Annotated in this window: 23 protein-coding genes and 1 pseudogene; 10 read left to right on the top strand and 14 right to left on the bottom strand. The window is 63.0% G+C overall.

All coding sequences use genetic code 11. The annotated features are described in order from the left end of the window. Window positions 1-100 precede the first annotated feature (100 nt). From infA to BWP39_RS23280, 3 genes are all read right to left on the bottom strand, one after another. Entirely contained in the window at window positions 101-385 is a 285-nt protein-coding gene (infA, locus tag BWP39_RS23290) for a translation initiation factor IF-1 (RefSeq protein ID WP_096724486.1), read from the bottom strand. A gap of 21 nt (window positions 386-406) precedes the next feature. After that, complete coding sequence (locus BWP39_RS23285) at window positions 407-688, bottom strand: hypothetical protein (protein ID WP_096726119.1); 282 nt, start codon at window positions 686-688, stop codon at window positions 407-409. A gap of 483 nt (window positions 689-1,171) precedes the next feature. Continuing rightward, a complete protein-coding gene (locus BWP39_RS23280) occupies window positions 1,172-1,387 on the bottom strand; it encodes a hypothetical protein (protein WP_091007165.1) in 216 nt (71 codons plus the stop codon). Window positions 1,388-1,648: 261 nt separating this feature from the next. Between BWP39_RS23280 and BWP39_RS23275 the strand changes: the two genes are divergently transcribed. From BWP39_RS23275 to BWP39_RS23255, 5 genes are all read left to right on the top strand, one after another. After that, window positions 1,649-2,293: a helix-turn-helix transcriptional regulator gene (locus BWP39_RS23275; RefSeq protein ID WP_096726118.1), complete on the top strand. Its 645-nt coding sequence runs from the start codon at window positions 1,649-1,651 to the stop codon at window positions 2,291-2,293. Window positions 2,294-2,364: 71 nt separating this feature from the next. Continuing rightward, window positions 2,365-2,556 (top strand): DUF1653 domain-containing protein, encoded by a 192-nt coding sequence (locus tag BWP39_RS23270; RefSeq protein WP_096726117.1) that lies wholly within the window; start codon window positions 2,365-2,367, stop codon window positions 2,554-2,556. A gap of 153 nt (window positions 2,557-2,709) precedes the next feature. Beyond that, a complete protein-coding gene (locus BWP39_RS23265; RefSeq protein WP_096726116.1) occupies window positions 2,710-2,991 on the top strand; it encodes a type II toxin-antitoxin system HigB family toxin in 282 nt (93 codons plus the stop codon). Next, window positions 2,979-3,404 carry a helix-turn-helix domain-containing protein gene (locus tag BWP39_RS23260; protein ID WP_096724484.1) on the top strand — a complete coding sequence of 142 codons (426 nt, stop codon included), beginning with the start codon at window positions 2,979-2,981 and terminating at the stop codon, window positions 3,402-3,404. Before BWP39_RS23265 ends, BWP39_RS23260 begins: the two co-directional genes overlap by 13 nt. A 227-nt stretch (window positions 3,405-3,631) precedes the next feature. Further along, entirely contained in the window at window positions 3,632-4,150 is a 519-nt protein-coding gene (locus BWP39_RS23255; protein WP_133116918.1) for a hypothetical protein, read from the top strand. A gap of 52 nt (window positions 4,151-4,202) precedes the next feature. On the opposite strand, the gene BWP39_RS23250 is transcribed toward BWP39_RS23255, so the two are convergent. From BWP39_RS23250 to BWP39_RS23240, 3 genes are all read right to left on the bottom strand, one after another. Then, the gene (locus BWP39_RS23250; protein WP_096724480.1) at window positions 4,203-4,496 is read right to left on the bottom strand and encodes a 2Fe-2S iron-sulfur cluster-binding protein; all 294 of its coding nucleotides are present in this window, start codon (window positions 4,494-4,496) and stop codon (window positions 4,203-4,205) included. A 7-nt stretch (window positions 4,497-4,503) separates the two neighbouring features. Next, a complete protein-coding gene (locus BWP39_RS23245; protein WP_096724478.1) occupies window positions 4,504-5,634 on the bottom strand; it encodes a VIT1/CCC1 transporter family protein in 1,131 nt (376 codons plus the stop codon). A 129-nt stretch (window positions 5,635-5,763) separates the two neighbouring features. Continuing rightward, complete coding sequence (locus tag BWP39_RS23240; protein WP_096724476.1) at window positions 5,764-7,728, bottom strand: sigma-54-dependent Fis family transcriptional regulator; 1,965 nt, start codon at window positions 7,726-7,728, stop codon at window positions 5,764-5,766. Between the two features lie 390 nt (window positions 7,729-8,118). Here BWP39_RS23240 and BWP39_RS23235 point away from each other — a divergent pair, with 390 nt between their 5' ends. Next, on the top strand, window positions 8,119-8,409 hold the full coding sequence (locus BWP39_RS23235; protein WP_091007147.1) for a DUF1488 family protein: 291 nt from the start codon (window positions 8,119-8,121) through the stop codon (window positions 8,407-8,409). A gap of 82 nt (window positions 8,410-8,491) precedes the next feature. On the opposite strand, the gene BWP39_RS23230 is transcribed toward BWP39_RS23235, so the two are convergent. From BWP39_RS23230 to BWP39_RS23220, 3 genes are all read right to left on the bottom strand, one after another. Then, complete coding sequence (locus BWP39_RS23230; RefSeq protein WP_096724474.1) at window positions 8,492-9,022, bottom strand: cytochrome b; 531 nt, start codon at window positions 9,020-9,022, stop codon at window positions 8,492-8,494. A 53-nt stretch (window positions 9,023-9,075) separates the two neighbouring features. Further along, the gene (locus BWP39_RS23225) at window positions 9,076-10,377 is read right to left on the bottom strand and encodes an NCS2 family permease (RefSeq protein ID WP_091007143.1); all 1,302 of its coding nucleotides are present in this window, start codon (window positions 10,375-10,377) and stop codon (window positions 9,076-9,078) included. Window positions 10,378-10,489: 112 nt separating this feature from the next. Next, on the bottom strand, window positions 10,490-11,539 hold the full coding sequence (locus BWP39_RS23220) for an AraC family transcriptional regulator (protein ID WP_096724472.1): 1,050 nt from the start codon (window positions 11,537-11,539) through the stop codon (window positions 10,490-10,492). A gap of 263 nt (window positions 11,540-11,802) precedes the next feature. On the opposite strand from BWP39_RS23220, the gene BWP39_RS23215 reads away from it, so the two are divergent. After that, a complete protein-coding gene (locus BWP39_RS23215) occupies window positions 11,803-12,936 on the top strand; it encodes an acyl-CoA dehydrogenase family protein (RefSeq protein ID WP_096724470.1) in 1,134 nt (377 codons plus the stop codon). Window positions 12,937-12,986: 50 nt separating this feature from the next. After that, a complete protein-coding gene (locus tag BWP39_RS23210; RefSeq protein ID WP_096724468.1) occupies window positions 12,987-14,720 on the top strand; it encodes an AMP-binding protein in 1,734 nt (577 codons plus the stop codon). 77 nt (window positions 14,721-14,797) lie between these two features. Here BWP39_RS23210 and BWP39_RS23205 read toward each other — a convergent pair whose 3' ends face one another. The 3 genes from BWP39_RS23205 to BWP39_RS23195 all read right to left on the bottom strand — a co-directional run bounded on the left by BWP39_RS23205 (window position 14,798) and on the right by BWP39_RS23195 (window position 17,784). Beyond that, window positions 14,798-16,054: an MFS transporter gene (locus BWP39_RS23205; RefSeq protein ID WP_096724466.1), complete on the bottom strand. Its 1,257-nt coding sequence runs from the start codon at window positions 16,052-16,054 to the stop codon at window positions 14,798-14,800. A 52-nt stretch (window positions 16,055-16,106) separates the two neighbouring features. Further along, on the bottom strand, window positions 16,107-16,919 hold the full coding sequence (locus tag BWP39_RS23200; protein WP_096724464.1) for a siderophore-interacting protein: 813 nt from the start codon (window positions 16,917-16,919) through the stop codon (window positions 16,107-16,109). A gap of 73 nt (window positions 16,920-16,992) precedes the next feature. Beyond that, window positions 16,993-17,784 (bottom strand): PadR family transcriptional regulator, encoded by a 792-nt coding sequence (locus tag BWP39_RS23195; RefSeq protein WP_096724462.1) that lies wholly within the window; start codon window positions 17,782-17,784, stop codon window positions 16,993-16,995. Window positions 17,785-17,982: 198 nt separating this feature from the next. Between BWP39_RS23195 and BWP39_RS23190 the strand changes: the two are divergent. Continuing rightward, window positions 17,983-18,177 (top strand): annotated as a pseudogene (locus BWP39_RS23190) (helix-turn-helix domain-containing protein); the annotation flags it as partial. 70 nt (window positions 18,178-18,247) lie between these two features. On the opposite strand, the gene BWP39_RS23185 reads toward BWP39_RS23190, so the two are convergent. Next, window positions 18,248-19,162, bottom strand: a complete 915-nt coding sequence (locus BWP39_RS23185) for a glutaminase (RefSeq protein ID WP_096724460.1) — start codon at window positions 19,160-19,162, stop codon at window positions 18,248-18,250. A 212-nt stretch (window positions 19,163-19,374) separates the two neighbouring features. On the opposite strand from BWP39_RS23185, the gene BWP39_RS23180 reads away from it, so the two are divergent. After that, window positions 19,375-20,145 (top strand): AraC family transcriptional regulator, encoded by a 771-nt coding sequence (locus BWP39_RS23180; protein ID WP_096724458.1) that lies wholly within the window; start codon window positions 19,375-19,377, stop codon window positions 20,143-20,145. Window positions 20,146-20,313: 168 nt separating this feature from the next. On the opposite strand, the gene BWP39_RS23175 is transcribed toward BWP39_RS23180, so the two are convergent. Next, complete coding sequence (locus BWP39_RS23175) at window positions 20,314-21,882, bottom strand: DHA2 family efflux MFS transporter permease subunit (RefSeq protein WP_096724456.1); 1,569 nt, start codon at window positions 21,880-21,882, stop codon at window positions 20,314-20,316. Window positions 21,883-22,063: the final 181 nt, after the last annotated feature.

Raw genomic sequence — 22,063 nt, 5'->3', positions numbered from 1 at the left:
TGCAGGCGCGCGACGCGGTTCGCCAATGCGAACCGGAGCGACGAGGAACTTCAAACGTGATGCCAGCAGGTTGCAGCCGCGATGGCTGCAGCCAGCTGTATTAGCGGCGACGCTGTGCTGCTGCGTTCCGGTTGCCGCCACCACCACCGCCACCGCCAGCACGCTCGTCCTTGTGGCGGAAATTGATCCGGCCTTTGGTCAGATCGTAGACCGACAGTTCGAGCGTGACGCGGTCGCCCGCGAGAATACGGATGTGATTCTTGCGCATGCGTCCGGACGCATAGGCACCTACCACCACGCCGTTGTCGAGCGTGACGCGATAGCGGCTATCCGGAAGTACTTCGTCGACGATACCGTCCAGTTCAAGCAGTTCTTCTTTTGCCATGCATAGCTCCTCGGCGATGAATCAAAGATCGGCGACCGACTGGCCGTCAACACGGCCGTCGATCAATTGTTCCGCGTGCGCCATGCACGCAAGCCGGGCCTTGCCCGAGGCCTCGAACGGCCAGAGGTAAGGCAGGCGGAATACGCGGCCGTCTGCGGCCGGATTCGCACCGACCCGGCAAATCCGCACCGATGCCTCGTAGCCCGCATCGGGCCGGCGGCTCGGCTGGCCGTCCGCCGGGCGGCGCGGATAGATCAGCGGATGAATTTCGTAACCTTTGTAGGTCTTTACAGCTTGAGTCATAAACATGTCCTGTGTAGTACGTTGCCGCAGTTTTCGCGCAGGGCGCGGCCACGGCAGCTCAGCGGCGCCGCGCACGAGGGCGCGCCGCAATGGAAAAAGCCTGGCTCAGGCCCAAACGAGGGCTTGAACGCAGCCGCGAACGCGCGGATTCGATGGAGAAGAAACACGCTGGCATCGCGCGGATGCCGGGCGCATGAAAAGCTGTGCAACTCGCGACGGCGAATGCGTGCAGCGCATTGCCGAAATGACGGGACCGCCGGCGGGCGGCGGTCTCGAGCAGTCGGGGGTGTTGCGGAAATGCCGGTCGGTACAGCCGACTGGTACAGCACACTGCGGGCTACAACTATCCTCGCATGATGCCCTAAATGCAGCTTTTTGGATAGTGGAATGTTCCGGTGGTCCGCTGGACGACCGGAATACGCGGGCTTCCGCCGTGGGCGGAGCCGCCTGTAGACAGGGGAGCCTGGGGTATCGGGCCGGTTTTCAACCGGGTTCGACGACCCGCTTTTTCAGTTCCCGGGATGCGGCGAGTGGAATCCGTGCGTCGTCCCACACGGCAAGCCATTCGACTTCCTTCGCAGTGAAGACCTGACCGTGATTGCGCAGCGTGTACTGCAGCGAATCGATGATGTGATTGCGGATGATCTCGGGCGTGCGTTCGTCGTCGAGCACGGCCCGGAACGCTTCGAGCGTGGCCATCGGGTTGCTCCGGTAAAGGGTTGCTCCTGTTATCGCATGTCAAAAAGACCTGTGCAGGCGGACAAAATTCGCGGTGGTGTCGTGTGCGGTGGTTTGCGTCGCTCGGCTTTCCGGGTGTTTCGATGTCGTGCGAAACGTGCCGGTCGGTATGGCTACAATGCGAGGCGGGCGTCTGGCCCGCTCAAGAAGACTGGATTCATCCCGGCCGCTTTCGCTCTGCCCAGGCAGCGCGACGCCGATCCACTGAAGGTAGCGATTTCGATGCGCAAGAAAAAAGCCTCTCCTGTGAAGGACCTGCTGCTGACACGCTACGCGCCGATCGCGGACAGCATCGCCGCGCTTTTTTTTCCGTACGCCGAGGTCGTGATTCACGACCTGCACGACCAGACGGTGCTGTATCTCTCGAACAACCTGTCGAAGCGCGAGATCGGCGACGAATCCGCGCTCGAAGAGATCGGTCGTTCCGCGCGCGAACGCGTTATCGGTCCGTATGAAAAACTGAACTGGGACGGCCGGCGGATGCGCTGCGTGAGTAACGTCCTGTTCGACGATCTTGGTCAGCCGGCCGGCATGATGTGCATCAACTTCAACATCGCCGTGTTCGAAGATGTGCGCTCGACGCTCGATCTCTTCATCAAGGGTGCCGGTATCGTGGCGCAGCCCGACGAACTGTTTCGCGATGACTGGCAGGAACGCATCAACACGTTTTTGCATGGCTGGTTGCGCGAACGGCAGCTTGGTCTGAACGGCCTCACGCGCGAACATCGGCGGGAACTGGTCGAGGCGCTGTATGCGGAAGGCGCGTTTCGCGGCCGCAGCTCGGCGGACTACGTCGCGAGCGTGCTCGGTATGGGGCGCGCCACGGTCTACAAACATCTGAAGCTGATGAAGGAGAGTACGAGTTGACGTCGCCTGCGAAGCCTGAAGGTATCGATCGCGATACCCGTTCTACTACTTCCTCCGAAGAACAGAAAACCGTGCGCTACCGGCACTACAAGGGCGGCCTGTACGAACTCGTCTGCGAGGCTACGCTCGAGTCCGATCCGGGCGTGACGATGGTGGTGTACCGCGCGCACAACGGAACGATCTGGACGCGTCCGGCTTCGGTGTTCTTCGAGCAGGTTGAGCACGAGGGGAAGCTGGTCGCGCGGTTTGCGTTGATCGATTGAATATTGTTTTCTTGAGCGTAGCCCGTTAGGCCGAGGGGACAAGGCCCGGGCTGGAAGTCATGCTTCGTCGGCAGTTCGAGGCCGACCGGCAGACCGCTGGTTGAATGATGTTTGCAGTTAATCTCAAGTTGAGATACTATCTTTTTCATGTTCATGCGAGTGATCTCCAACAAGGCGCTGGTCGATTTTTCAGTGAAGCATCCGGATGCGGGCATTCCACTTCAAATTTGGCGAAAGACCGTTGAAGCTGTTTTTTTCACGAATTTTGCCGGTCTGAAGCGGGCTTTCAACGCCGTTGACAAGGTTGGCGATCTCTACGTTTTTAATATTGGTGGCAACAAGTTCAGACTGATTGCTGCCGTGCATTTCAATGTGCAGAAGCTGTACGTGCGGCACGTCTTTACGCACAAGGAGTACGACAAATGGAAGCGCTGAAATTCTCGCGTACTGACATCGAGGATCTGGCAGGGCACTTCGAAGCTATTTTGCACAAGGTTCCGCTGCGTCCCATCACTTCGGATGAGGACTACGATTTTGCAGTGCGTGCGCTGAATGGATTGCTCGATGCTGGCGCTGCTGACGAAAATCATAGGCTGGCGGCACTAGTGGACGCGTTGGGTGAGTTCATCGGTGAGTATGACGACGCACACCACCCGTTGCCAAACGTGTCGGCAGGGGACGTCTTGAAGTATCTGATGCTCGAGAACGGCGTGCGCCAGGCCGACTTGCCGGAAATCGGAAGCCAGGGTGTTGTGTCTGAGATTCTGAGCGGAAAGCGCGGGCTCAACGTGAGGCAAATCCGGGCAGTCTCCGAGCGCTTTGGCGTCAATCCGGTCATCTTCCTCTAGTCTGATTTCCAGATCTGCTTATGCAGTCGCCGAAAACATCCCGGCGACACACAACTCTCGGCATGCCGAAGTAGTGTGCGCAAGTAGAACCTCATCCCTTACAAAAAAAACGGATTGCATCGTTTGACATGTGCTGCGCGTTGAAATTGCGCGCATTCGTCTACGAGCGTCTTCGTGCGATTTCCGCAACGAAGCGCGCATTTATGCACCTATCCGGAGGTAATGGCATGAGCAAGGGATTCGAACGATTGAGCGGACATATCAGAAGCGCCAGATTTGCAGTGTCAGCGTTCCTGTTGTGCATGACGGTGTTGGGCTCGCCGGCGGCTCACGCGCTCACGCCGACGGAACAGGATGAAGTCCAGAATTTCACGTTGACAGAAGATTTTGTGCAACGCTTTGGGGCCGCCAATCAGGAGGTTCAGGCAAAAGGTGTCGGTACACACCCGGGTCAAATCCAGAAGCAAACCTCGGGTAAAACGCCCACGCTCGATACGTTCACCGTCGCCATAGAACAGAATCCCGGCGAAATGGATATCTTGAAGCGGCATGGTTTGACGGCACGGCAGGCTGTGCTCGGCACTTTCGTTCTGGGGAGCGCCAGATTGCGCGACATGCAGTTGACCCGGAGTCCGGACCTGGCGAAGAAACTCGGTCCGCCGAAGGACGTGAGCGCGGCCAACATGGCGTTCTACGAGGCGCACAAGGACGAGATTCATCAATTGCTGGCTGTGAAGCCCCACTAGCGAATGCGTTGCCGTTCGCGAGGCCGGACCGATCCTGGATCGACCCAAGTCGTCACTCCATGGTCGCGTCCGGCACCTCGATCACCAGATCCGACTGCGCCACCGCCACACAAGGCAGGATAAAACCCTCTGCCTTTTCCTCGCGCGATACGCCGGGCCATTCGATCAGATAGCGCACCTCGCCGCTGGTCACCCGGCATAGACAGGTCCGGCACGTGCCGTTGCGGCACATCCGCGGCAGCCGCAAGTTCGCAAAGCCCGCAGCTTCGAGGACCGTGAGCGAATCGGGCGCTTCGAACGTCTGTCCAAGCGGTTCGACACGCACTGAGAACACACGCTCGCTCATGCGGTCCTCATGAGATCGACACGCCGAGCAACCGTCCCGCGCCGTACGTGAAGGCCGCGGCGACGAGCCCGATCGCGATCTGGCGAAACGCTGAAAACGCGGCGCTGCGCCCATTGAAGAGCGACGTGAACACACCGACCGCGGCAAGGCCGAACGCACTCAAACCGATGCACTGATAGATGGCGGTGAGACCGTGTGCCCACAGGAACGGCATCGCCGGAAAAATCGCGCCTAGCGAAAACAGGCAGAACGACACACCCGCCGCCGACCACGGGTTGCCACCCAGTTCGGCGGGATCGATGCCTAGCTCCTCGCGCGTGAGTGTGTCGAGTGCCTTCTGCTTGTCGCGCATGATCTGGTCGGCAACGCGACGCGCTTCTTCTGGATCGATGCCCTTCGCCTGATAGATCAGCGTGAGTTCGTTGCGTTCGGCGTCGGGTGTGTGTTCGATTTCATCGGCTTCCTTCGCGATCTGCGTACGCGCCAGTTCGCGTGCGTTGGTGACCGATAGCCATTCGCCGAGCGCCATCGAGCATGCACCCGCGATCAATCCGGCGAGTCCGGTCAGCAGGATCGCCTTGTTGCCGGTACCCGCGCCGGCCACGCCCATGATCAGGCAGAAGTTCGACACGAGGCCGTCGTTCGCGCCGAGTACCGCGGCGCGCAGATCGTTGCCCGATGTCACGCCCTTGTGCCATGTCTCCGCATCCGCGATCTGCGCGCCTACCGACGTGCGTTTTTGCTTGTCCTCGGTGGCGACTGCCTGGACGGCGGTTGCGTGACGATGCTCGTCGGCGGAAAGGTGTGCGGCGTCGGGCTGGTTTGCGTACTTGTCACGGTCCGCGTATTCGGCGGCAGCGAGCGACGGCAGTACGAACGATGGTCCCAACGTATGGATCAGCACGCGCATCAGATGGGTCTTGAGGCTGCGCCGATGCGGCCGCACGCGTATGCCGTTCGCGCTCAGCTTGTTGTGCCATACGCGGGCGTGCTCTCGCTCGGAAGCGGCCAGCTGGCCGTATAGCTTGCTGCGCGCGGGGTCTTTTTCGATGCGCGCCAGCGTCTCGTAGAGCGTTGCGCTATCGAGTTCGTCGGCGAGGTTGGTGCGAAAGCGTTTGAGATCGTGTCGGGAAGGCATGTCGGATTAGCGTACGAGTCTGCATTCGGTACGCTCGAAGCTTACCCTGGCACGTGCGTGGGATGGCAGGCGGCGCGTTCGCCCATTTGCAGCGAACGGTGCCCGGTTGTGCCGCGAGTGACGTGCTAATCAGTGCGCGTCGCGCCGCCGCAGGAAGCGATACACGGTATTGCGTGCCAACCCCAACTCGCGCGCTGCCGCCGATATGTTGCCGCGATGTCGCGCGAGTGTCTGCTCGATCAAGGTGGTTTGCCAGTCTTCCATCCGGTGCGCAGACGCTGGGCGTTGCATCGCCAGGGCATCGGCGGTTGCCGATTCCGGCGCCGATGCGGTAAGGCCGCTGTCGACACTAGCAGCATCGGTAATGCAGTCCTGCAGAAAATCATCGGGCAGATGTTCGACGTCGATCTGCGCCGCGCCTTCGGCCATGATGCCGGCCGTACGCAGCACGTTCGCCAGTTGCCGCAGGTTGCCGGGCCAGCGGCAGCGCGCAAAACGCTCGAGCACGGCCGCCGACACGCGCAGCGGAATCCGCTCGCTGTCGCGTTGCTGTTTGAGTATCCGGCTGACCAGCGCGGCGAGATCGGTACGCTCGGCGAGTGCAGGCAACGTGACGACGAGCCCGTTGATCCGGTAGTACAGGTCTTCGCGGAACGTGCCCGCTTCGATCATCGCGCGCAGGTTGCGGTGGGTCGCACAGACGATCCGCAAATCGACCGGCGCCGCCCGCGTGCCACCGAGCGGCACGACGGTGCGTTCCTGCAACACGCGCATCAATCGAACCTGCTGCGCGGGCGGCATATCGCCGATCTCGTCGAGAAACAGCGTGCCGCCGTCTGCCTGCACGATCTTGCCCGCGCTGCCGCGCTTTTTCGCGCCTGTGAATGCGCCGTCTTCGTAGCCGAACAGTTCGGCTTCGATCAACGTGTCTGGCAGCGACGCGCAATTCACCGCGACAAACGGCGCGTCGCGGCGCGGCGAATCCTGATGGATCGCGCGGGCGAGCCATTCCTTGCCGGTACCGGTTTTGCCGAGCACCAGAATCGGAATATCGCGTCCGTGCACCTTCTCGACGCGGCGCAGGATCGCGGCAATCTGCGCGTCGCCGGTATCGAGCGCGGCGAGCGTGATGGTGTCGGCAGCCTGCGGGGCGAGGCGTGCGGTGGGCAGATCGTGGCGCTCGATAAGCTTCGTCAGCGTGGTCACCATCCGCTCACGTGGCGCATTGAACTCGCCGCGCGCGACGACGCGCACACCACTTGGCAGCGTCAGCGTCATTGCTTCGCCGGGCGCGCGTGCGACCTGCTGCAACAGCGCGGGAAAGCTGCAACCGAACAGTGCTTCGAACGGCTGCCGCCGCATTCCACCGAGCGGTCGTCCAAGCTGAAACAGCGCACTGCGATTCGCCGACAGAAAGAAACCATCGGGCGTGAACGCAGCGAGCCCTTCAAACAGCGTACCGATGAACTCAGCACGCGCATGAAAATGAATCCGCACGGCATCGGCGAACTGGTTCGAGAACAGGTGGTTCTCGATCATCTGTGCGGACATCCGCACGAGCGCGAGCGTGTGTTTGTGAAAGCCGCGCGTGTCGCCGCTCACGTCGAGTGCGCCGATCGTGTTGCCGAACGGATCGACAATCGGCGCACACGAGCAGGTGAGGATGTGGTTCGCTTGCAGGAAGTGTTCGCCGGCATGCACGACGGTCGGCTGGCCGTCGACCAGTGCGGTGCCGATCGCATTCGTGCCGCGGTCGCTTTCGGCCCACGACACGCCGGGGCACAGCGCCACGCGGTTGGCCTTTTCGATGAAGTCGCTGTCGCCGAGACTATGCAGGATCACGCCGTTGCTGTCGGTGAGCACCACCATGCTTTGCGTATCGACGATCTGCGCATGCAGCGTTTCCATCACCGGTAACGCGTGCGTATAGAGCGACTGGTTACGCTCGATCACGCCGCGCAGCATGGAACGCGCGAGGGGCTGGAAATCGGGTATTTCGGACGCTCGCAGTCCGACCTGCAGCGAACGCGCGTGAGCCTGCGCGATCACGTCGGGCCGACCGGCCGTCGAGGGCGTGGCGGGACGATGGGTCACTGCTTGTCTCCGGTCATATCGGTGGCGTCGCAAGGTGCGTTGCCTTGCGCGGCGAACTGCGTGCACTGCAGCAAATACCGTTGGCGCGCTGCTATCCGCGTACTGCTGGCACGGATGCAGCGCGGCCGAACGGCCATGGTACAGGATCGTAGCGCACGAAACCCACGCCGGCGGCGTGCCCTTCACGCCGCGCCGAAGCGCGACAGGGCAGGCAGGCTCAGTAAAACTTGCGGCGCGCTGGAAGTCGTCTAAAGTGAATAAGATCAGCCGGAGAAAGCGGGTGTTCCCTCCGCCACCTGGCTGGGCAGCCCGCGCGTGAGATCACAGGGAGGCAGGCTCGATAGAAGCAGGCGCGGCCCCGAGACGGTTGGTCAATCGAAGGTGAATCCCATGCAGATCAATTTCCCGTACGAAACCCCGGCTTATTCGGGGCCCGAGTTGACTCTGGCCTTTCCGGCCCTGGTCGATGGCGAGAGGGTGGAATGCATGATCACCGCCGAGGCGCTGGAAGATCACTTCGGGGCGGCATCGACGCGGCTCGAAGATATGGTCGGCGCATTCGATACGCATCGTGAGCGGATCGAGGCAGCCACCCGTCGTCTGCTGTCGGAAACGCGCGCGCAGTGTCTCGTGCTGCGCAGCGGCTATGTCCGCTTCTACAACGCGAACTGGCGCAACTGATTCCCTCTTATCCCATGCTTCCGCGCGCCGGCTCCATGCCCGCGCGCGGTATTCGCATGACCGGAAGAACGACCGAAAGCGGTCACAGCATCCGCTGCAACGTCCGGTCGCGGAAAATAACCTGATGCCCGATCGCGGCGAGCGCATGCACGCCGATCACCCAGTAGAACGCGTTGCCGAGCAGCACGTGTAGGGTTTTAAGCGCTGTACGGGCAGCGGGGTCCGCGTCGACCAGCGTGATGTTCAGATTCAATCCGGCCAGCGTGACCGGATGCCCGCCGGTATTGACCATCAGCATGCCCAGCAGCGGCTGCGCAAAAATGAACACATAGAGCGCGAGATGCACGAGCCGGGCGAGAAACGCGAGCAGCGCATTCGTATTGACCTCCGGCGGCGCGGGGCGCCACAGGCGCCATAGCAGCCGCAGAACCGCGAGCGTGAGCACGAGCGTGCCGGCCCACAGATGCAGCGCGGTCCAGAACACACGGCTGTCGCTGCCTTTCGGGCCGCGAATCTCGATGGCCAGATAGGCGAGTGCGATCAGCAGTACGATCGCCCAGTGAAAGAAGATGGCCGGCCGCGAGTAGCGGTCGGCGGACGAACGGGAATGCATATGGGCTGCTCCGGTAACCGGCCTGGGCGTGCGAACAGGGTCTGTAACAGCGGCTATTCCGCGCCGAGATAGAAGAACCGGAACAGGAAGACCGCCGCGATGACCCAGACGACGAGCTTCACCTTGCGCGCCTGTCCGGTCAGTAGTTTGAGCCCCGCGTATGAAATGAAGCCGAACGCGACGCCGTTTGCGATCGAATACGTGAACGGCATCAGCAGTGCGGTGAGCGCGGCCGGCACGACTTCGGTTGCATCGTCCCACGGCAGTTCGGCCATTTCGCGCAGCATCAGGCACGACACGTACAGCAGCGCCGGTGCGGTCGCGTAAGCGGGCACAACGCCCGCGAGCGGCGCGAAGAACAGGCAGGCGAGAAACAGCACGGCTACGGTGATCGCCGTCATGCCGGTGCGCCCGCCAGCCTGCACGCCCGAGGCGCTTTCGATATACGCGGTTGTCGACGACGTGCCGAGCAGGGAGCCCGCAAGGATGGCGGTACTGTCGGCGAGCAGCGCCTTGTTCAACCGGTGCATCTTGCCTTCGACCAGCAGCCCCGCGCGGTTCGCGACACCCATCAGCGTACCGGTCGCATCGAACAGCTCGACGAGGAAGAACACGAGGATCACGTTCAGCACACCGGCGGACAGCGCACCGCGGATGTCGAGATGAAACAGCGTCGTGTCGATCGACGGCGGCGCCGAGACGACACCATGAAACTGGTTGCCGCCGAAAAAGAAGCTAAGCACCGTCACACCGACAATACCGATCAGGATCGCACCACGCACGCGCAGGAAGTCGAGCGTGACGATGGTAAAGAAGCCGATGATCGCGAGCACGACGTGCGGATCGTGCAGGTTACCGAGCGTGACGAGCGTGGCCGGATTGCCGACTACGACGCCGGCCGATTTCAGCGAAATGATCGCGAGGAACAGCCCGATGCCGCCGGTAATCGCAATGCGGATCGAATGTGGAATACCGTTGACGATCACCTCGCGCACGCGAAACAGCGTCACGATGAGAAACAGACACCCCGAGATGAACACCGCGCCGAGCGCCGCCTGCCAGGTGAACCCCATACCCTTGACGACCGTGTACGCGAAGTACGCGTTGAGCCCCATGCCGGGTGCGCAGGCGATCGGGTAATTCGCGTACAGCCCCATGATCAGCGAGGCGAGCGCCGCGACGAGACAGGTGGCGACGAACACGGCGTCTTTCGGCATGCCGGCGTCACCGAGAATCGACGGATTGACGAAGACGATGTAGGCCATCGTCAGGAAGGTGGTGAGGCCCGCGAGCACTTCCGTGCGCAGGTTCGTGCCCGCTTCGTCGAAGCCGAAATACTGTTTGACGGAGTTCATGAGCCGGATCTCTTGTTATGTGAGGGGATCGAAGGGTGAGGTGCGGCGGCCGTCTGCATGAGTGCGGCCGGGGCCGGGTATGCGCAGGCTGAATTGTAATCAGGATCGGGCTTCAGGTGACAGATTGCCGCGTGCGGTGTGGATGGTGCATTGCGGCGCGCGTCGCGCGGTAATCCGTAGGCCGCATGCCGGTCCACTTACGGAACGCCCGATGAAACGCGCTCGGTTCCGCGAAACCGACCGCCTGTGCGATGTCCGCGATCGTCCGGTCGGTGTCCTGCAACTCGGCAATCGCGATATCGCGGCGCAGGTCGTCCTTGATCGACTGGTACGTATGGCCTTCCTGTTTCAGGCGTCGGCGCATGGTTGCTTCCGCGACGTGCAGCGACGCGGCCATCTGGTCGGCGGCGGGCCATGCCGACATCGAGAGCGCGCGCAGCGTTTTGCGCACGCGCGCGGCAAACGAACCGGGATTGCGGTACTTGACGACGAAGCTGCCCGGCGCATCGCGCAGAAACGGCTTGACGGAGCGCGTGGTCTGCACGACCGGCAGGCTCATGAACTCGGGTGCGAGATCGACATACGACGCGGGCTGCCCGAACGCCATGTCGTCGCAGAACATCAAGCGGTATTCGTGCGCGGCCGGCGGCTCCGCGCAGCGAAAGTGCGCCCGCTGCAGCGGAATGCGCCGTCCCACGAGCCAGCAGACCAGACCGTAGACCAGAATGAAGTACGTCGCATACGCGAACATCGTCGGTAGTGGGGTGCCTTCGCTATGCGTGAACACCAGGCGCACGCGGGTCGCGTTGGTGTCGATCTCCACGCGCAGATCGTCGAGAATCAGCCGCATGAAGCCGACTGCACGCGAGAGCGCATGCGCACCATCCCGCGCGCCGAGCGCGGCCTGGGTCATCGCGATGAAGCTGCCGCTGCGCATCGGATGCGAATCCTGGCCGAAGAACTCGTCGTCGAGCGCGCGAGCGATGCCGGCCCACAGCGCGCCGTACTGCTCCGGCGAGACGCGTCCTTTCGGCGACGCGAGCATCGGCGGCGCAATGGCGGCGGCCTCGATGAGCGGCCCCACGTCAAGGCCGCGAGCGCGCGCGAGCGCCAGGGTTTCCTCGACGAGACTAACGGAGATGGTTCCCTTGTCGCTTTTCATCGGGCATCGTGCTGGTAAGTGAGGGTTGGGCGGTGGTGCGAAAGCTGGCAAAATCGCTCAGTTAGGGGGCGTGTTTGTGGCCTTCCGCACAGATCGGCAGGCCACAATTGCTGCAAGCGCAAACGTCAGTATGGCAAATGCGCTCATCCAGAATGATCGGCCCCGGCATCGAACCTGTCCAGCAGGTTGCCTACACTGGGCCGGGGCACGCTTTGTCGCAACGGCGATAAAGTCGCTATGAACAGGCACGAAAGGTGGACGCAATGAACGATTTCTATACCGAAGATCAACGGATGATCCGCGACGCAGCGCGCGATTTCTCAACCGGGCGGCTCGCGCCGAACGCGGCGCAGTGGGATCGCGAGAGCCGGCTGCCGCCGGAAGTCGTGACCGAGATGGGCGCGCTTGGACTGCTCGGCATGATCGTGCCGTCGGAGTGGGACGGCTCGTACACCGACTACATTGCCTATGCGCTTGCGCTCGAAGAGGTGGCCGTGGGTTGCGCTTCCTGCGCAACGTTGATGAGCGTGCATAACTCGGTCGGCTGCGGGCCGATCCTGAGCTTCGGCACTGAGGACCAGAAAGCGCGCTATCTGCGCGACCTCGCGACCGGCCGTAAGCTCGGCGCGTTCTGTCTGACCGAGCCACACGCGGGTTCCGAAGCCAGCAACCTGCACACCCGCGCGACGCTGCGCGATGGCCAGTGGGTGCTGGAAGGCAGCAAGCAGTTCGTCACGAACGGCTCGCGCGCGGATCTCGCGATCGTCTTCGCGGTCACCGATCCGGAACTCGGCAAGCGCGGTCTGTCGGCCTTCATCGTGCCTACCGATACGCCGGGGTTCAACGTCGGGCCACCCGAAAAAAAGCTCGGCATCCGCGCGTCGGATACCTGCCCGATCTCATTCGATCAGTGCGCGGTACCCGAAGCGAATCTGCTCGGCGCGCGAGGCGACGGCCTGCGCATCGCGCTGTCGAATCTCGAAGGCGGCCGGATCGGTATCGCGGCCCAGGCGGTCGGCATCGCGCGCGCGGCATTCGAAGCGGCGCGCGCGTATGCGAACGAGCGCGTGCAGTTCGGCAAGGCCATCAAGGAACATCAGTCCATCGCCAACCTGCTCGCCGACATGACGACACAGCTGAATGCTGCACGGCTGCTCGTGCATCACGCGGCGCGTCTGCGCAGTGCGGGACTGCCGTGTCTGTCCGAGGCATCGCAGGCAAAACTGTTTGCATCGGAAATGGCCGAAGAGGTCTGCTCGAACGCGATCCAGATCCACGGCGGCTACGGTTATCTGCAGGACTACGCGGTCGAGCGTCACTACCGCGATGCGCGCATCACACAGATCTATGAAGGCACCAGTGAAGTACAGAGAATGGTGATCGCGCGCCAGGTTTGAGCGCAGAATAATCCGTCAGAGAGCGCAGCCGCGCCAGTGAGGAGACAACCATGAGCGGGACTACCAGCGCCACCGGCGCGCAGGCTTTTGTCGATGCGCGCGATCTGCTGTTGCGGCATCGCAGCGACTACGCGAGCGCGTACCGCGAATTCGCGTGGCCGGTGCTCGGCGAATTCAACTGGGCACTCGACTATTTCGATGTCATGGCGCGCGGCAACGACAACCCCGCGTTGTGGATCGTCGACGATCCGGCAAGCCCTGGGCTCAAGCTCTCGTTTGCACAGATGTCGGAACGCTCCGCGCGCATGGCGAATTTTCTGCGCGGGCTCGGCGTGCGCCGCGGCGACCGTCTGCTGCTGATGCTGCCCAATCGCGTCGAACTGTGGGACGTGATGCTCGCCGCGATGAAGCTCGGTGCGATCGTGTTGCCCGCTACGACCCAGTTGTCGGCGGATGATGTGCGCGATCGCGTGCAGATCGGCGGTGCGAATTACGTCGTCGTGGATAGTGCCGAGCTGGGCAAATTCGATACGCTCGATGCGAACCTCAAGCGCATTTCGGTCGGCACGCCGCGTGCCGGCTGGACCGATCTCGCTGCAGCCTACGATGCGTCGGCGTCGTTCGTTCCCGACGCGCCGACCCGCGCGAGCGATCCGATGCTGCTGTACTTCACATCCGGCACGACCTCGAAGCCGAAGCTCGTCGAGCATACGCACGAGAGCTATCCGGTTGGCCATCTGTCGACGATGTACTGGATCGGTCTGCAACCAGGCGACATCCACTGGAACATCAGCTCGCCGGGCTGGGCGAAGCATGCGTGGAGCTGCTTCTTCGCGCCGTGGAATGCGCAGGCCTGCGTGTTCGTTTTCAATTACGCACGCTTCGTGCCGAAGGACACGCTCGATGTATTGGTGAATTTCCGCGTGACCACGCTGTGCGCACCGCCGACCGTCTGGCGCATGCTCGTGCAGGAGCCGCTTGCGTCGTATCCGGTGCAACTGCGCGAGATCGTCGGAGCAGGCGAGCCATTGAACCCGGAAGTGATCGAGCGCGTGCGTCACGCCTGGAACGTGACGATACGCGATGGTTTCGGCCAGACTGAAACGACCTGCCAGATCGGCAATTCGCCGGGGCAGCCGGTCGTGCCAGGATCGATGGGTCGGCCGTTGCCGGGCTATACGATCGAACTCGTCGATGCCGACGATCAACCGGCTACTGAAGGCGAGATCGCGCTGTCGCTCGCGCACCGTCCGGTCGCCTTGATGACCGGCTATGCAAACAACCCGGACGCGACTGCGCACGCGATGCGCAACGGCTATTACCACACGTCGGATGTCGCGTTGCGTCGTGAGGACGGTTACTACGTGTACGTCGGCCGCGCTGACGATGTGTTCAAGTCGTCCGACTACCGGCTAAGCCCGTTCGAACTCGAAAGCGTATTGATCGAACATGAGGCGATCGCCGAGGCGGCAGTTGTGCCGAGCGCCGACCCGCTACGTCTGTCGGTGCCGAAAGCGTTTGTCACCGTGCGTCATGGCTTCGAAGCGGGACCCGAACTCGCACGCAGCGTGTTCGCGTTTTCACGGGAAAAGCTGTCGCCGTACAAGCGGATTCGTCGGTTGCAATTCAGCGAGCTGCCGAAAACCATCTCCGGCAAGATCCGCCGTGTCGAATTGCGGCGCCGGGAACTGGAACGCGAAGCGGAACCGGCCCGATTGCCAGGCGAGTATTGGGAAGAGGATTTTCCGGACCTGTCGGCGCGCCGCGAAGGCGACGCGTCGTGAGATCAACGCTGTGCTGAACGAGGCCGGTGCTCCGCACCGGCCGACATACCGTTCAGCATGCTGCTTCGATTACCCGATTACATCTCGCCCATTGCTTCGCCACCGAGCGGCGGCCGCGCAGCCGGATGATCCCCCGCCGACGTGACGCGGCCAATCCACACGATCGCGCACAGTGCGATCGCCACGGCGACCCAACCGACGATGCCATAGCCTTCGATCTGTCCGGCAGGACCTGTCGACAGCATCAACCCACCGATCCACGCGCCACAACCCATACCGAGTGCCTGCAACGCACTGTTCGCGCTGAGGAACGCGCCGCGCTGTTGCGGTTGCGGCACGGTCGTCAGCAGCGCCTGCATCGGCACGAAGCGCCCGGACATCGCGACCATGAAGATCGGGAAGAACACCAGCATCACGGCAAGCGACACGTCGGGAAGATGCGTGACGAACAGGACAGGCAGCATCGACAGCAGTACGACGATGCGAAACACCCGATGCTTGCCGTAGCGATCCGACAGTTTGCCCACTGCGCGCGACGTGAAGAACGTTGCCGCGCCACCCGCCATATACAGCCACGACAACTGGGCCGGTGCGATACCGTGATTGGCCACGAGCGTCGGCGAGATGAACGGAATCACCAGCATGTGCGACACCATCACCATGAAGGTCAGCGCGAACGCGTTCAGGTGTCGCCGGTTGGCAAACAGCCGGTACAGCTCCGGCAGAACCTGCGAGAGCGGAGCGGGCCGCTGCGACAGATGCTGGTCGAGCGACGGCAGGATGCGCGAGCAGCCGAACCAGACCAGCACCGACAGCACGACCAGCAGCACGAACGGCGCGGCCCAGCTGAAATGCGCACCGAGCATCACACCGGCCGGCACGCCGGCAATCGCCGCGATCGAGAACGCGGTCATGATCGTGCCGCTTGCCGCACCGCGCCGTGCAACCGGAATCAGGTCGCCGACGATCGCCATGATGATCGAGCCGAGGATGCCGCCGGTCAGGCCCGCGAACGCGCGTGCAGCGAGCAGCAACGGATAGCTGCTGGCAAACGCGCAGGCGAGGTTCGACACGGCAAACAACGCGTACACGGTGAGCAGCAGCTTGCGTCGGTCGAAGCGGTCGATGTAGGTGGCAGCGAACAGACCCGACAGGCCCGAACACCAGGAATACGCCGAGACGGCCGCGGCAAACGCGGCCGGCGTGATCTGGAACGCGTGCATGATCTGCGGTCCGAGCGGCATCATCACCATGAAGTCCATGATGACGGTGAACTGCGTCAGCGCGAGCAGCCAGAGTAGCTGGCGTTCGCGTGGTGCACTCAATGAGTACATGTATTGTCCTTGCGGCCGAGCGGGCCGCAGTAAAGAGAAAGGGCGCGTGGTATCAGTCGTCGAGGTTTTCGTGGACGGCCTGCGCACCTTGTTTCCAGTAGCTGGCGGCGCGGATGCGCGACTTGTCTACGCCGCGCTCCGTGCACAGGTGATAGCGGACCGCGCGCATGGTTGCCGATTCGCCGGCGGCCCATACGTAACCCTCGCCTTCGGGCAGGTAGGTGTCGCGCACCGCCTGCAGCAAGGCATCGCCTCGGTACGGCGAGTCGCTGCGATAGCGCCAGACAATATGCAGGTTCGCTGCGGTCTCGAACTCGATACGCGCCGACGGATCGGCGACTTCGACCACGGCCGCGACACGCGTGTTCGCGGGCAGTTCTTCGAGGCGCCGCGCGATGGCGGGCAACGCAGTGTCGTCACCGATCAGCAGATGCCAGTCGAACCCGGTCGGGATGACCAGTGAACCGCGCGGGCCGCCGATACCCAGGTACTGCCCGACCTGCGCCTGCGCGGCCCATTCGGCGGCCGGACCCGCTTCGTGCAGCGCGAACTCGAGATCGAGCTCGCGTGCTTCGCAATTGAAGCGCCGTGGCGTGAAATCGCGTGCGACCGGCCGGGTGCCTTCAGCGAACACCGGGCCGTTCGGACCGGCCGTGGGCAACGCCGGCTTGTCTTCGCCGGGGGCAGGGAAAAAGACCTTCACGTGATCGTCGAACGACGCCGAGGCGAAGTCGTGCAGGTCGTCGCCGGTCAAGGTGACGCTCAGCAGATGCGGTGTGACGGATTCGATGCGTGCCACGCGCAGCAGACGGAACTTCAGCGGATGGCGCACGCGGACGACCGTCAGATCGGTTTGCTCTTGCATGGTGTTCCTGTTTCTGAATTTCGGAGGGCGGCAGACGTGCCCGCGCGGCTCGCGCGAGCGCACGGTGCGCCGGTTAGGGGTTGCTGCCGTCCTGTTTGGCGTCGTCCTGCTTGCGGCCGTCTTCGATTTCCTGCGTCGCCCGCTGCAGGATCGCAGCGATGCGGCGCTGTTCGGCGGCGGGGACGTCGTCAAGGCTAAACAGCAGGGTTTTCAACGCGCGGCGTGCCTGGATCAACTCCGGCACCCAGCCGCCTTCTGCTGCGTCGGACGGGTCTTCGCCAGCAAACGCGCGCCGTACCGAGTCCATCTTGCGGGCGATGTGCGAGAGCTTCGCCAGCATCATGTCGGCGCGTTCGCGGTTCACAGCGAGGTGCGCGCCGCCCGGCTCGGCGAGCGCATAGCGCTTGCGGTTGCCTTCCACTTCGACGGTGACGAAGCCTAGCTCTTCGAGATACGTCAGCGACGGATAGACCATGCCGGGGCTCGGGCTATAGAAGCCGTTCGAACGCGCTTCGAGCGCCTTGATCAGTTCGTAGCCGTGGCTGGGTTCTTTATCGAGCAGTGCCAGCAACAGCAGTTGCAGATCGGCGGAGGTGAAGGTCCGGCCGCGCGGAAAACCGTCGCCGTCGCCGAAACCGCCGCGGCCGCCAAAACCACCGGGGAAGCCGCCGTCGCCAGTGCCGCCGCCGAAGGCGCCACCACGACCGCCGCCGCCTCCACCACCGCCGCGATGACGGCCGATAGCGTGCCACAGCGCATGGAAGGGGAAGTCCCGGAAACGTTCGGGGAAGCTCAGGCCGTCGCGGTCGGACGCGTGGCGGCGGGAATGATGTGAATGATGGGTGTGATGAGAGTTACGGTGCATCGCGACACTCCTGATGTGTCATAAGATGTGTCGTAAGATATATATCTTAAGAGTGTTTGTCAAATTTGTTTTTGGGGCTAGGCGTGGCAGGCACAATGGCCGGCGGGGGTTGGATCGACGTGGTTCCGGTGAAATTTGCAGGCGCATACGCCGCGTTCGACAGGTCAATGCCGAAACGGTGGAGATGGAGTAAGACACATGGATATTTGCCCGCTACACACCGGGGAAGATTACGAGGCCGCGCTCGCAGTGGTGTCGGAACTCATTGACGCCGATCCGGAGCCCGGCACGCCCGATGGAGATCGTCTTGAGATCCTGTCGATCTTGGTGGAACAATACGAAGACGCGCATTTCCCGTTGCCGGGCCCGAACCCGATCGAGGCGATCAAGTTTTGAATGGAGCAGGCCGGGTCAGGCGCATGCTTGCGATGCAAGCCACTTCCGCAGCGCACCCTGAAGCCCCTCAAAAAATCGACTGCCCCGTATGCGTAGTCAACCACTCAAGCGCCAGCGTCCCCGCCAGTGAATTCCCATTACTATCGAGCCCCGGCGACCACACGCACACCGCCATCTCACCCGGCAGCACCGCGACGATGCCGCCGCCCACGCCGCTTTTCGCCGGCAAGCCCACTCGAAAGACAAAGTCCCCGGCGGCATCGTAAGTCCCGCAGGTCAGCATCAGCGCGGAGAGCCGCTTCGTCGAGCTGCTATCGAGAATCCGCTCACCGGTTGCCGGCACCACGCCGCCGTTGCATAGAAACAGCGCTGCGCGCGCAAGCTCGACGCAGCTCATCGAGATCGCGCACTGCCGGCAATAGGCATCGACGACCACTTCGGCCGGCATCTCGAGATTGCCGAAGCTCGCGATGAAATGCGCCATCGCGCGGTTGCGGTGTGCGTTCGCCAGCTCCGATTGCGCGACACGCAGGTCGTAGTCGACGGTGCGCTCGCCGGTCAGCCGGCGCATGAATTCCACCAGCGCGGTTTCGGCGCTCACGAAGCGGCGGCACAGCACATCGGTGACTACCAGCGCGCCTGCATTGATGAACGGATTGCGCGGCTTGCCCTGTTCCGTTTCGAGCTGGACGAGCGAGTTGAACGCGGTGCCGGACGGTTCGCGTCCGACCCGCGACCACAGTTCGTCGTCGATCAGTTGAAACGCCAGCGTGCACGCGAACAGTTTCGAAATACTCTGGACCGAGAAGCGCTCGTCGGCGTCGCCGATGCGATGGACGTCGCCCGTAGCAGTGACGACCGCCATGCCGAAGCGATCGGCGGGGATCTTCGCCAGCTCGGGAATGTAGTCGGCGACGCGGCCCGTACCGAGGTAGGGCTGGATGTCGCGGTGAATCTGTTCGAGGATCGCGGGATAGTTCATGGAGGAGACTGGTTGAGCGCGGGGCCAACGCATCATGCGGGGCATGCAGCCGCGATTGTAATGGCCCACGACGACGGCCGGCGAGTGCGTAGTCGCAGCCGTCCCAACCCTTGCTGGCCGAGCCGCCGCTACCGCACTGCACGGTGCACAGAGATGGGGCGTCGTGCTAGTCTGATTCGTTTTGAATACCCGTAGGGCGAAACGAAAGCCTCATGGAAGTAACCGATCCGGATGGCACCGATTGCGCGGCGTTCGTCGTTGCGCAACACACGGAGACACTCGACGAACCCTGGCACGCATCCCGTCGCCTGCAGCTACTGCATGCGTGTGACGGCGTGCTGACCGTGCGCACGGAGAGCGGTCTGTGGGTGGTCCCGCCGCAGCACGCGCTATGGATCGCGCCGGGGCTGCTGTTCCGGTTGTCGTCGTCGCGGCCGCTCGCGTGGCACACGCTGTACGTGGACGCGGATGAATGGCCGTCGCTGCCGGACGCGTTGCCGGGCCGCGTCGTGGCGATCGACCGGCTCGCCGATGCACTGCTGCGCGCCGCGGCCAGGTTCGGCGCCGACTATACGGCCGATGGGCCCGACGCGCGGCTGATGCGTGTGCTGCTCGATCGTCTGCCGCAGCTCGCCGCGGTGCCGCTCGCGCTGGCGTATCCGCGCGACCCGCGCATCCAGCGCATCGCCGGAACGCTGACCACCCATCCCGCCGATCCCACTGTGCTCGACGACCATGCGCTCGCAGCGGGCGTGACCGCGCGCACGGCGGCGCGCCTCTTCGTCAAGGAAACCGGCCAGACCTTCGGGCAGTGGCGCCAGCAGTTGCGGCTACTGGTCGCGCTCGAACGGCTCGACACCGGCGCGAGCGTGACGGAGGTCGCACTCGAAGTCGGTTACAGCGACGTGTCGTCGTTCATCGCCGTATTCAAGGATTTACTTGGCGAGACTCCGGCGCGTTACTTCCGGCAGGACGGGCGCTGAGGCATCGAGCGATGCATTCGCGCCCGCTGCGCTAAACGCTCAGTGATCGACCTTATGCATTCGCGCCCGCGGCGCTCAACGCTCAATGATCGACCTTATGCATCCGCGCCCGCGGCGCTCAACGCTCAATGATCGACCTTATGCATCCGCGCCCGCCGCATTCAACCCTCAATGCGCGCCTGCCGCATCCGCCCCACCACCACCCTTCGCCGGCCGCGTAATCCAGATCAGTGGAATGATCAGCAGAAAGATGATCGCTGACACATAGAAAATATCGTTCAGCCCCATCATCGCCGCCTGGGTGTTCACAGTGAAATCGAACAGCGCATGCGACGACTGCGTATTCAGTTGCAGCAACGATTGTGTGGAAGCGATCTGCTGGTTGAAGAGCGGATTATCGATGCTGGCCTGCTCGGTAAGCCGCGCATGATGCAGCACCGTGCGGTTGTTCCATGCATTGCCCGCCAGCGAGGTACCGACCGCGCCGCAAAACACCCGCACGAAATTCGACAGCCCCGCGGCCGCCGGAATGCGGTGCGGCGGTTGCCCCGACAGAATAATGGCGGTGAGCGGCACGAAGAACATCGCCATCGGGATACCTTGCAGCAAGGTAGGCAGCACGAGATGCCACGTGTCGATCTCGATCAGGTACTTCGAGCGCATGTAGAACACGATCGCGAAGCCGATAAATGCGAAGGTGGCGATGATGCGTGCGTCGGAGCGCGGCAGCACGCGGCCCATGATCGGCGCGAGGATCACCGCGAACACGCCGAGCGGCGCGGTGACGAGCCCGGCATCGACGGAACGATAGTTGAGGTACTCCTGCATCCATTGCGGCAGCAGTACGAAGTTGCCGAAGAACACGCCATAGGCAATCGAAATCGCCACGGTGCCGCCCAGAAAATTGCGTTGCCCGAAGAGCCGGATATCGATGATCGGGTTCTCAGCGGTCAGCTCCCAGACGAGGAAGAACGCGAAACTGATCACCGCCGATAAGCCAAGAATGACGATCGTCGGCGAATTGAACCAGTCGAGGTCCTTGCCTTTGTCGAGCATGATTTGCAGCGACGCGACCCACGCGATGAGCAGCCCGAGACCGACGACGTCGATCGGCAGGCGCTTCGTCGCCGTTTCACGATGGCGGTAGATGCTCCACGTGACACCGGCCGCAAAGATGCCCACCGGAATATTGACGAAGAAGATCCACGCCCAGCTGTAGCTGTCGGTGATCCAGCCGCCGAGCAATGGCCCGGCAATCGGCCCGACCGTCGCGGTCATCGCCCATAAGGCGAGCGCGGTCGACGACTTGTTCTTTGGATACGAGCCGAGCAGGATGGCCTGCGACAGCGGGATCAACGGGCCGGCCACCGCGCCCTGCAGCACGCGCGCGAACAGCAGGATCGGCAGGGTCGGTGCGATGCCGCACAACCACGAGGCAACCACGAACGCGAGGATCGCGCCGACGAACAGCTTGATCTGGCCGATGCGCTGCGTGAGCCATCCCGTGAGCGGAATCGAAACGGCGTTGGCCGCGGCGAACACGGTGATGACCCACGTGCCCTGATCGACCGATGCGCCGAGATTGCCCGAGATCGTCGGGATCGCGACGTTGGCGATCGACGAGTCGAGCACGGTCATGAAGGTGGCGAGCGCGACCGCAATGGTTGCGAGCACGAGCTGGCCACCTTTAAGCGGGGGTGGCGAGGCTGGTGCAGGGGCGGCGGCAGGCTGACTCAAACGGAACTCCGGGCTTGGGACTATAAGGGCTGTAAGGCGTGGAAAAGGATACCTTCATTCGCGGGATCGCGGCGCCGAACTCAACAGGGGCGGGGCGCTTCAGGGTATACAAGCTGCCGCAAAACATAGTGGTGAAGTATTCTCGCGGCTGTGCGCAGCGGGGTTCGCGTTGCGCGAACTC

This window comes from Paraburkholderia acidicola, from assembly GCF_002362315.1.
In the GTDB taxonomy this organism is placed as follows: Bacteria; Pseudomonadota; Gammaproteobacteria; order Burkholderiales; family Burkholderiaceae; genus Paraburkholderia; species Paraburkholderia acidicola.
The sequence above is the reverse complement of the archived record's forward strand: the minus strand, read 5'-3'. Positions and strand labels throughout refer to the sequence as shown.